General features: G+C 68.5%; 9 protein-coding genes. 5 read left to right on the forward strand and 4 right to left on the reverse strand.

What is annotated here, in order from left to right:
- The first annotated feature begins 67 nt into the window (after positions 1-67).
- From ACR2JA_RS09210 to ACR2JA_RS09220, 3 genes are read left to right on the forward strand one after another with little or no spacing between them, the layout of a single operon-like run.
- The gene (locus tag ACR2JA_RS09210; protein ID WP_434008793.1) at positions 68-874 is read left to right on the forward strand and encodes an enoyl-CoA hydratase/isomerase family protein; all 807 of its coding nucleotides are present in this window, start codon (positions 68-70) and stop codon (positions 872-874) included.
- A gap of 41 nt (positions 875-915) precedes the next feature.
- Positions 916-1,998, forward strand: coding sequence for a PhaM family polyhydroxyalkanoate granule multifunctional regulatory protein (locus ACR2JA_RS09215; RefSeq protein WP_434008794.1), 1,083 nt, complete (start codon positions 916-918; stop codon positions 1,996-1,998).
- A 14-nt stretch (positions 1,999-2,012) separates the two neighbouring features.
- On the forward strand, positions 2,013-3,287 hold the full coding sequence (locus ACR2JA_RS09220) for an FIST signal transduction protein (RefSeq protein WP_434008795.1): 1,275 nt from the start codon (positions 2,013-2,015) through the stop codon (positions 3,285-3,287).
- Between the two features lie 12 nt (positions 3,288-3,299).
- Here ACR2JA_RS09220 and ACR2JA_RS09225 read toward each other — a convergent pair whose 3' ends face one another.
- Positions 3,300-4,139, reverse strand: coding sequence for a ProQ/FinO family protein (locus ACR2JA_RS09225; protein WP_434008796.1), 840 nt, complete (start codon positions 4,137-4,139; stop codon positions 3,300-3,302).
- Between the two features lie 211 nt (positions 4,140-4,350).
- Positions 4,351-5,082: a helix-turn-helix domain-containing protein gene (locus tag ACR2JA_RS09230; protein WP_434008797.1), complete on the reverse strand. Its 732-nt coding sequence runs from the start codon at positions 5,080-5,082 to the stop codon at positions 4,351-4,353.
- A 191-nt stretch (positions 5,083-5,273) separates the two neighbouring features.
- On the opposite strand from ACR2JA_RS09230, the gene ACR2JA_RS09235 reads away from it, so the two are divergent.
- Both ACR2JA_RS09235 and ACR2JA_RS09240 read left to right on the forward strand, forming a co-directional pair.
- Positions 5,274-6,116, forward strand: coding sequence for a hypothetical protein (locus tag ACR2JA_RS09235; protein ID WP_434008798.1), 843 nt, complete (start codon positions 5,274-5,276; stop codon positions 6,114-6,116).
- Positions 6,117-6,157: 41 nt separating this feature from the next.
- Positions 6,158-8,095, forward strand: coding sequence for an MFS transporter (locus tag ACR2JA_RS09240; protein WP_434008799.1), 1,938 nt, complete (start codon positions 6,158-6,160; stop codon positions 8,093-8,095).
- A 463-nt stretch (positions 8,096-8,558) separates the two neighbouring features.
- Here ACR2JA_RS09240 and ACR2JA_RS09245 read toward each other — a convergent pair whose 3' ends face one another.
- Both ACR2JA_RS09245 and ACR2JA_RS09250 read right to left on the reverse strand, forming a co-directional pair.
- Positions 8,559-8,864 (reverse strand): hypothetical protein, encoded by a 306-nt coding sequence (locus ACR2JA_RS09245; protein WP_434008800.1) that lies wholly within the window; start codon positions 8,862-8,864, stop codon positions 8,559-8,561.
- Between the two features lie 242 nt (positions 8,865-9,106).
- The coding region (locus tag ACR2JA_RS09250) for a hypothetical protein (RefSeq protein ID WP_434008801.1) at positions 9,107-9,320 on the reverse strand (214 nt) is incomplete at its 5' end.

The following is a 9,320-nucleotide window of genomic DNA, read 5'->3' on the forward strand; positions in this document are numbered from 1 at the left end:
AGCCTGTTCGGCGCCATCGACCAGAAGATCGTGCCGCTGGCACGTTGATCACCCCAGGAGACGACGGATGGACTACAACCGCTACAAGACCCTGAACATCACGCGACGTGGGCCCGACGACAGCGTGCTCGACATCCAGATGAAGGCCGCCAACGGCAAGCTGCCCACGGCCGGCCATGACGGCCACTGGGAACTCACCGAGATCTGGCGCGACGTGGGCCGTGACGACACGGTGCGTTGCGCCGTGCTGCGTGGCAGCGGGCTGGGCTTTTCCGGTGGTGGCGACCTGGCCCTGGTGCAGGACATGGCGACCGACTTCGAGGTCCGCAGCCGCGTGTGGAAAGAGGCGCGCGACCTGGTCTACAACGTCATCAACTGCGACAAGCCCATCGTCAGCGCCATGCACGGCCCGGCCGTGGGCGCGGGCCTGGTGGCGGGCCTGCTGGCCGACATTTCCATCGCCGCGAAAAGCGCCAAGATCGTGGACGGCCACACCCGCCTGGGCGTGGCCGCTGGTGACCACGCCGCCATCGTCTGGCCGCTGCTGTGTGGCCTGGCCAAGGCCAAGTACTACCTCATGCTGTGCGACCCGATCAGCGGCGAAGAGGCCGAACGCATCGGCCTGGTGTCGCTCGCGGTGGACGACGCGGCGCTGCTGGACAAGGCCTACGAAGTGGCCGACCGCCTGGCCAGCGGCAGCCAGAGCGCGATCCGCTGGACCAAGTACTCGCTCAACAACTGGCTGCGCCAGGCCGGCCCCGCGTTCGACACCTCGCTGGCGCTCGAATTCATGGGTTTTGCCGGGCCCGACGTGCACGAAGGTGTGGCATCCTTGCGCGAACGGCGCGCGCCGCGCTACGGCGTCGATCAATAAGCCCCCGTGCTGCAGTGGCCAGCACCCACCAGGAGATCCCCATGAGCGACGCCTCGGGCAGCGGCTTCGGCAAGTACGTGCCGGGTTTTGAATTCCTGCACAACCTGGCCAGCCAGGCCGCGGGCGGGGTGGCCCAGGGCCTGGGCAACAGCCTGCCGCAGTTGCCCAACCTCGGCCACTGGGTGGCGCCCACCTTCAACGTCGAAGAGCTGGACAAGCGCATCGAAGAGCTCAAGGCGGTGCACTTCTGGCTGGACCAGAACACCAAGGCCCTGGCCGCCACCATCCAGGCGCTGGAGGTGCAGAAGATGACGCTGGCCACGCTCAAGACCATGAACTTCAGCCTGGGCGACGTGGCCAACGCGCTCAAGATCAAGGCGGCCGACGCGGTGGCCGGCTTCACCACCACCGCCGCGCCGACGGCGCACACGTCCACCCAGTTCGCCGGGCTGGAGATCCCGCCCCGCACCTATGGCAACCCGACGGCGCAGGCCCCGCAGCCAGAAGAACCCGAGGCAGAGCCCGAGGCCGAAGAAGAGCCAGCACCCGGACCCGCGCCGCGCAAGGCCGCCGCCCGCAAGGCACCGGCCTCCGAGCCGGCCACCGGCGGTGTGGTGGACCCGATGCAGTGGTGGGGCGCGCTCTCGCAGCAGTTCCAGACCATCGCCGCCAACGCCATGAAAGACGTGGCCAAGCAGACCGCGCTGGACACCACGCGCCACGTCGCGTCGGGCCTGACCGAGCAGGCCGTCAAGACCGCCACCGGCATGGCCGGCAAGGCCGCCGACACCGTGGCCCGCAACGTGGGCACGGCCGTGGGCATGGGCCAGGCCGCCGCGCGCGCCGTGACGCGCCAGCCGGCGGCCAAGGCAACCGGCAAGAAGCCCGCCAAGCCCGCGGCCCAACCGTCTGCCAAGGCGGCACCGGCCAAAAAAGCCACGCCGGCCCGCAAGGCCGCGGCCCGCCCGGCCCCCGCGCAGCCCCTGTCCACCGGCGACTGGCCCCTGCCCACGTCCTTCTTCCCCGGCTTCCAGTCCGTCACCGGTCAACCGTCCCCGGCGCCCGCGCCGGCCCAGAAAGTGGCCAAGAAGGCCGCCGCCAAGGCCCCGGCCCGCCGGCGCTGACCACCCGCCCCGCCATGCAGCGTTTCCCCTACGCCCACGCCACCCACCCGCAGTGGCGCATGGCCGCGGCGCTGGCCCTGGCCCAGCTGCGCGCGCAGATGGCGCTGCCCGGCCACGCCAGCGCGCCGTCGCTGGGCCTGCTCTACATCACCGACCACTACGCCGGCGAGGCGCAGGACATCCTGGCGTGCTTCAGCGCCGAGCTGCCCGAGGTCACCGACTGGGCCGGCACCGTCGGCGTGGGCATCGCGGCGAACAACGCCGAGTACTTTGACGAGCCCGCGCTGGCCGTGATGCTGTGCGACCTCAGCCCCGATCAGTACCGCGTGTTCAGCGGCGTCGCGCCGCTGCCCGCGGCGTCAACGGCCAGCGGCTTCGTGCCGCACACGGCGCTGGTGCACGCCGACGCGGGCACGCCCGACCTGGCCGAGCTGATCGTTGAGTTCGCGGACCGCACCGCGTCGGGCCACGTGTTCGGTGGCCTGGCCGGCAGCCGGGCCGAGAGCGTGCAGTTCGCGCTGGGCAGCGCCGGCAACCTGCGTGGTCAGGGCGCGGCCAGCGGCGTGTTCTTCGGCGGTCTCAGTGGCGTGGCCTTCGGACCCGACGTGGCCCTGATCTCGCGCGTCACGCAGGGCGCGCAGCCGATCGACCGCGAACGCGTGATCACCGCGGTGGACGGCAACCTGCTGCTCGAACTCGACGGTGAGCCGGCGCTGGACGTGCTGTTGCGCGAGCTCGATCTGTCCCTGGACCATCCGCAGCACCTCATCGAGACCCTGCGTTCCACGCTGGTGGGGCTGAGCGAGGCGCCGCCCCCGGCGCCGGGCGCCGCGCCGCGCCGGCACGCGCGTGGCCAGTTCGGCACCGACGTCACGGTGCGCCACGTCATCGGCCTGGACCCGGGACGCCGCGGCGTGGCCGTGGCGGCGCACCCGGCACCGGGCACGCGGCTGGCGTTCTGCGAACGCAACGTGAACGCGGCGAAAGCCGACCTGGTGCGCGTGTGCAGCGAGATCCGCGAAGAGCTGGAAACCGAGGCCGTGGGTCAGGGGATGGACGACCTGCCCGAAGCCCCCCAGCCGCCGAGGCGCATCGCCGGGGCGGTGTACGTCAGCTGCTCCGGGCGCGGTGGCCCGCACTTCGGCGCCCCCAGCGCCGAGCTGCAAATCGTGCGCCGCGCGCTGGGCGACGTGCCGCTGGTGGGCTTCTTCGCCGGCGGCGAGATCGCGCACCAGCAGCTCTACGGCTACACCGGCGTGCTCACGGTGTTCACGGCGCCGGCGACCTGACCTGTCGGGCCTTCAGTCGCCGCTGGGGGCCGACGCCGGGGCTGGCAGCCGTTCAGCCTTGGCAGCCTGGCGCGTGCGGGCACGTTCCAGCGAACGGTTCGCGTCCAGGATGTGCAGGCCGTACATGTCGGCGAATTCGTTGAGGGTCTTGCCGCTGGCTTCGAAGGTGCGCAGCAGCGCGTCTTCGCGCGCCGCGCGGGCACTGGCTTCGGCCAGGGCGTCGCGGGTGAGCTGGTTGACCTCTTCGTCCTTGCCGTGCATGCGCTGCACATACTCGTCGGGCGACAGGCCCGAGGCTTCGTAGGCCTTGAGGATGCGCTGGCGCAGCTTGGGACGCAGGTCTTCGCGGCTGCGTGCGCCGCGGCGGCGGAACACCTCGATCAGCGCGTGGTGCACTTGCTCGGGCGTGAGCGCCTCCACCGGCTGGCCGCTCAGGTCGTGCCGCTGCAGGCCCGAGGCCACCACGGTGAGGTATCGGCTGGAGCGGGCGTGCAGCGCCAGCGCGGCTTTCAGGCTGTCCTTGTCCAGCACGCCGGGCTGGGCCGCCAGCAGGTCTTCAAAAATGCCGCGCTTGAGCGGCAGCAGCGTTTCACCGAACAGCACCGGGTACAGCGTGGCCAGCTGGTCCAGCACCGGGTGCTGACGCGCAGGTGCGGCACCGGCGGGCCGCTCGGCCTGGGCCGGGCGCTGCTGGCGATCGCCACCTTGACGGCCGCCGCGGCCACCCCGGCCCCCGTTGCGGCCCTGGTTGCGCTGCGGCGGGCGTGCCTCACCGGCGGGCTGCGTGGAAGGGCTTTCAGCGGGCGCTGCAGCGGCGTCGGAAGGCGTGTCGTGGTCGGCGGAAGCGTTCATGGCAGGACAGAAATGAAACAGCCCGGGGTCCGGGCAAGCCCGACATCATGCCAGCCCGGCCAACAGCGCCACCCACGAGCCAACGAGGACCAGCGAAACCGAGGCCTCCCGAGCGAGGGGGAGCCCATCCAGGGGCACCGCGGAACTGGCTCCGCTAGGCCGCCAGTGCCGCCCCTTGGGGGGTGACGCGCAGCGGCGCGGGGGGGCGCCTTCACCGGCGAAGCCGACTGAAGGCCTCAAACTCCCAGCTGCGCATCGCCAGCACCAGCGTGTAGCCCTCGCGGTCCTTCTCGGCCAGCTTCTGGTCGGTCTGGTGCTGCTGCGCAAAGTCCTGCGCCACGCGCTGCAGCCGTTCCATGAACAGGGGCGCGAGCGTGCGGCTGACCGAGCCGTGCACCAGCATCAGGCCTTCGCCGCTGCCGTCAAAACCGCCGGCAAAGTAATCCAGCAACGCGTGCTCGCGGAAGTAGTTCATCACCGGGCCGTGCGGCCGCCAGCGGAAGGTCTTGGCCAGCTTGAGGCGGTAGCGGTTGAGCGGCCGCAGCTCGATGATGCCGATGCGGTCCAGCTGCACCAGGTACTTCACGCACTCGGCTTCGCTCAGGCGGTACTGCGCGGTCATCTGCTCCAGTGTCCACTGGCTGAGCACGCAGATCGCCACCAGCAGCAGCTTCTTGTCGGCCACCACCGCGCGCTCCTGCTCGGCCGTCATTTCCTTGAGCAGCGGCTGCGCGTCGGCCACGCGGCGGGCGAGCTCGGCAAAGTCCAGCTTGAGTGCGCGGCAGATCTCGTCCACCCGCGACAGCGACATGTCGCCCTTGGCCAGCATGCGCTTGACGCTGGACTCCGCCATGCCCATGGCCTCGGCCAGGTCGGCGTAGGTCATCTGGGCGGCCTTCAGCTCTTTCTTGACGGCGGCAACGAGGTCGAGGGTGGTGCTCATGGTGATGTTCCTTCGTGCTGCGCACTGCGGAGCGAGCTGGCTTGGGGCGGCCTTGCGCTGCGCTCATGGCGTGTCGGGTATCGCCTGGCGATACCGGTGGTGAAGCTGTGCCGGACTGTATCGGATGGCGCGCCTCGGCGGGCCGGGCACAGTCAGACACTGCGGCCTCCTACCGCACCTGGAACACGCCCATGCCCACCTTTGCCGCAGCTCTCCCACCCCGCCGCCCGCCGGCCTTCCTCGCCTGGGTCTGTGCGCTGCTCGCCCTCTGGCTCGTGGCCTTGTTGCTCGGCCCGGCGCTGTTGGCCGCCTCTGGCCTGGCGCTCAACCCACACGGCCACGCTCATCTCTACGCCCATGGTCACCCGTTTGTGGACGCTCGCGTGCTGTGGAGCATCCCCAACGCCATGGACGTGCTGAGCAACGCACCGCTCTCGCTGGCCGGGCTGCTGGGCCTGTTGGCCCTGCGCGGTCGCGGGCTGCCCGGCGCCACCCGTGCTGCGCTGGTGGTGTTCTTCACCGGCCTGCTGGTCACCGGCTTCGGCTCGGCGCTGTACCACTGGTCCCCCGATGCGGCCGGCCTGGTGGCGGACCGCCTGGGCATGGCCGTCACCTTCGCCGGTGCGCTGGCGCTGGCGGTGGCCGAACGGGTGGGTCAGGCCCCGGCGCGACCGGTGCTGGTGGTCGCGTTCATGGTCGCGGTGCTTTCGGCCGCATTGCCCTACACGCACGGCAACGTGCTGCCCTGGGCGGTGGTGCAGTTCGGGGGCGTGGCGCTCATCGCCTGGGCCGCGCTGCAAGCGCCGGCGCCCGGCGCCATCGGCGTGCACCTCGGCGCGCTGATCGCCTGGTACGCCTTGGCCAAGGCGCTGGAGCTGGGCGATGCCGCCGTGTTCCACGCCACCAGCGGGTGGATCTCGGGCCACAGCCTCAAACACCTGGGCGCCGCGCTGGCCGCTTGGCCTGTGCTCGCCGCCTTGCTCGCGCAACCCCTGCGGCAGAATGCGGCAGGCTCTGGCGCGGCCCGCGCATGAACAACAACAAGCCACCCCACCCGACCCCGGAGGAGAACCGCATGTCCAGCACCCCCGTTGCCACGGCTCCAGAGCACGCGCCCAGCAACCAGTTCGCCCTGCTCAAGCAGCGCCGCTTCGCCCCCTTCTTCTGGGTGCAGTTCTTCGGCGCCGGCAACGACAACGTCTTCAAGTTCGCCTTCACCGTGCTGGTCACCTACCAGCTGCAGGTGGCCTGGCTGCCCGCCAGCCTGGCGGGGCTGGTCATCGGCGCGCTGTTCATCCTGCCCTTCCTGCTGTTCAGCGCCACCAGCGGCCAGTTGGCCGACAAGTACCCGAAAGAGGTGCTGATCCGCTTCGTCAAGAGCCTGGAGATCGGCATCATGCTGCTGGCCGGCTGGGGCTTCGTGCAGCAGAACGTGCCGCTGCTGCTGGGCTGCGTCTTCCTCATGGGTCTGCACAGCACGCTGTTCGGCCCGGTCAAGTTCGCCTACCTGCCGCAGCACCTGAACGAACGCGAACTCACCGGCGGCAACGGCATGGTCGAGATGGGCACCTTCGTCGCCATCCTGCTCGGGCAGGTCGCAGGCGGACTGCTCATCGCCATGCCCGGCGTGGGCCCCACCTACGTGGCCGCGGCCTGCATCGGCCTGGCCGTGCTGGGCCGCGTGCTGGCGCAGGCGGTGCCGGTGTCCCCGGCCACCGACCCGGCGCTGCGCATCAACTGGAACCCCTTCACCGAAACCTGGCGCAACCTCCAGCTCGCGCACGGCAACATCGTCGTGTTCCGTTCGCTGCTGGGCATCAGCTGGATGTGGTTCTTCGGCGCCGTCTTCCTGAGCATGTTCCCCAGCTTCGCGCGCGACGTGCTGCACGGCGACGAGCAGGTCGCCTCGCTGCTGCTGGTGGGGTTCTCCATCGGCATCGGCATCGGCGCGCTGCTGTGCGAAATGCTCAGCCACCGCCATGTGGAGATCGGCCTCGTGCCCATGGGCGCCATCGGCATGAGCGTGTTTTCCATCGACCTGTACTTCGCCTCCCGCGGCCTGCCCCCGCCGGGCACGCTGTCGCTGGGCGCCTTCGTGGCCCAGGCCGCGCACTGGCGCGTGTTGGCCGATCTGGCGCTGCTCTCGCTCTTTGCCGGTATCTACAGCGTGCCCATGTACGCGCTCATCCAGATGCGCAGCCAGCCCACGCACCGCGCCCGCATCATCGCGGCCAACAACATCCTCAACGCGCTGTTCATGATCGCCAGCTCGCTGCTGGCCGGCGCGCTGCTCAGCGCGGGCCTGAGCATCCCGCAGCTGTTCGGCCTGGTTGGCCTGGCCAACGCCGTGGTGGCGGGCTACATCTTCCTGCTGGTGCCCGAATACCTGCTGCGCTTCGTCGCCTGGGTGGCCTCGCGCTTCGTCTACCGGTTCGACGTCAAGGGCGACCTGAACATCCCCACCGAAGGCGCCGCTGTGCTGGCCTGCAACCACGTGAGCTTTGTGGACGCAGTGCTGCTCATGGCCGCCAGCCCGCGCCCGATCCGCTTCCTCATGGACCACCGCATCTTCCGGGTGCCGGTGCTGGGCTGGCTGTTCAAGCTGGCCAAGGCCATCCCCATCGCCCCGCAGAAGGAAGACCCGCAGGCCTACGAAGCCGCCTTCCGCGAAGCCGCCCAGGTGCTGCGCGAAGGCGACCTGCTCGGCATCTTCCCCGAAGGCGGCATCACCCGCGACGGCACGCTGCAGCCTTTCAAAGGCGGCATCGCCAAAATCCTGGCGCAAGCCCAGGCCGACGGCGTGCCGGTCAGCGTGGTGCCCATGGCGCTGACCAACCTGTGGGGCTCGTACTTCAGCCGCATCGAACTGGCGGGCGGCGAACCCACCGCCATGGTCAAACCCTTCCGCCGTGGCTTCTTCAACCGCGTGGGGCTGAACGTGGGCGAGGCACTGCCCGCGGCAGCGGCTTCGCCCGAGGGGTTGCGGGAGCGGGTGGCGGGGTTGATGGGCTGAGCGTCAACTCGCGGGCAGGAGCGATCTATCTTTGCTCAAAGGAGATAGCCGTCGTTCAACGTTCGATATATGCCGCATGGGCACCCGAGAACGAGGAGATACCTGCCGCGACGGGACCATATGGCCGTACACAGCCTCCCGTGGATGAAAGTACCAAGCAAGCGCAGAGCCGCCGCGAAATGAAGACTGTGTGCTCAGAACACGATTGCTCGAAACAACCAAATCACGACGCCAAGCAACGCGATTACGAACAAGCCGAGGGCTTGGCCTGACGCGTCTTGGGTAATGAAACGAGCAATGCTCCGCAACAGACTACTCCCGCTCCGCTTGCGCCCAGACACAGCAGCAGGCGAATCGTGTTTACGCGGCATAACGTCGGCCGTGAATGGGCCGTAATGGCGCACTCAGCATTGAAGAATGGCGAACACGCTGGCCGCCGTTGTGGGTCGATTCGACGAACCCGTTAGGACTTAGCCGGTTCAACATGCAGTCTTCCTTTCACCGCTGAAAGATGAGCGCGATCTTGAACGGTCACAGACCACTCCGGCTCTTCCCCTTCCACGCCAGTCAATAGACAAATACCGTTCGAGAACCCCACCAACAGTTCAGAGTTTGACTGGACTTCGACGTTGAGAATTTTTGTCCCCAAGATCCCCGTGCCGTGGGGCTTCTTGATGTCACCTTGCCAGTGAAAGCCAGCATAGACGGTGACCTCGCCTTGAGGGTTGTTTCGCTTCGGGGGTGTTAGCTTCCCAAGCTCGATGTACATGGCCCTGTAATCGCCGAACCAAACGTGCGATACGGTCTTGCCTTTCGCTGCGTTCAGGATATCTATGGGCGTCAAACTGAGTCCTAACGTGATTTATCCCGCAGGACCTGCGGAATATTCTGGACGGTGCGGGATATTCTGGTCACGTCACTCCTCCGAAAGTGCAATCAGATCAACCATTTGCGCGTGAACGCCTGACATTTATACAGGTATATGTAACCCGCGAAACCCGGCAGCCTCGGTCACAAGTGGTTCTTTGCGTGTTCAGTGCTTCGAAAGGCCGTTTCGAGCTGAAACAAGCCTCCCACGGCCTGAGTCGCGGATGGCGACCTTAAGTGGGAATTGAAATCCGATGCCGCCAGATCGAGTGGCCGATGCCAGTCGATAAATCCGGCCCCGCAAACCGCCGCCCGCCCCACCATCCGCCCATGTTCAACAACCTCACGAGGTTTCACA

Origin of the sequence: Hydrogenophaga sp. (genome assembly GCF_051007235.1) — a bacterium.
In the GTDB taxonomy this organism is placed as follows: Bacteria; Pseudomonadota; Gammaproteobacteria; order Burkholderiales; family Burkholderiaceae_C; genus Hydrogenophaga.

Excerpts from the sequence above, each read along its gene's own strand:
- ACR2JA_RS09220 (WP_434008795.1), top strand. The coding sequence starts at position 2,013 with ATGCAGCGTTTCCCCTACGCCCACGCCACCCACCCGCAGTGGCGCATG.
- ACR2JA_RS09235 (WP_434008798.1), top strand. The coding sequence starts at position 5,274 with ATGCCCACCTTTGCCGCAGCTCTCCCACCCCGCCGCCCGCCGGCCTTC.
- ACR2JA_RS09245 (WP_434008800.1), bottom strand. The coding sequence starts at position 8,864 with ATGTACATCGAGCTTGGGAAGCTAACACCCCCGAAGCGAAACAACCCT.
- ACR2JA_RS09225 (WP_434008796.1), bottom strand. The coding sequence starts at position 4,139 with ATGAACGCTTCCGCCGACCACGACACGCCTTCCGACGCCGCTGCAGCG.
- ACR2JA_RS09240 (WP_434008799.1), top strand. The coding sequence starts at position 6,158 with ATGTCCAGCACCCCCGTTGCCACGGCTCCAGAGCACGCGCCCAGCAAC.
- ACR2JA_RS09210 (WP_434008793.1), top strand. The coding sequence starts at position 68 with ATGGACTACAACCGCTACAAGACCCTGAACATCACGCGACGTGGGCCC.
- ACR2JA_RS09215 (WP_434008794.1), top strand. The coding sequence starts at position 916 with ATGAGCGACGCCTCGGGCAGCGGCTTCGGCAAGTACGTGCCGGGTTTT.
- ACR2JA_RS09230 (WP_434008797.1), bottom strand. The coding sequence starts at position 5,082 with ATGAGCACCACCCTCGACCTCGTTGCCGCCGTCAAGAAAGAGCTGAAG.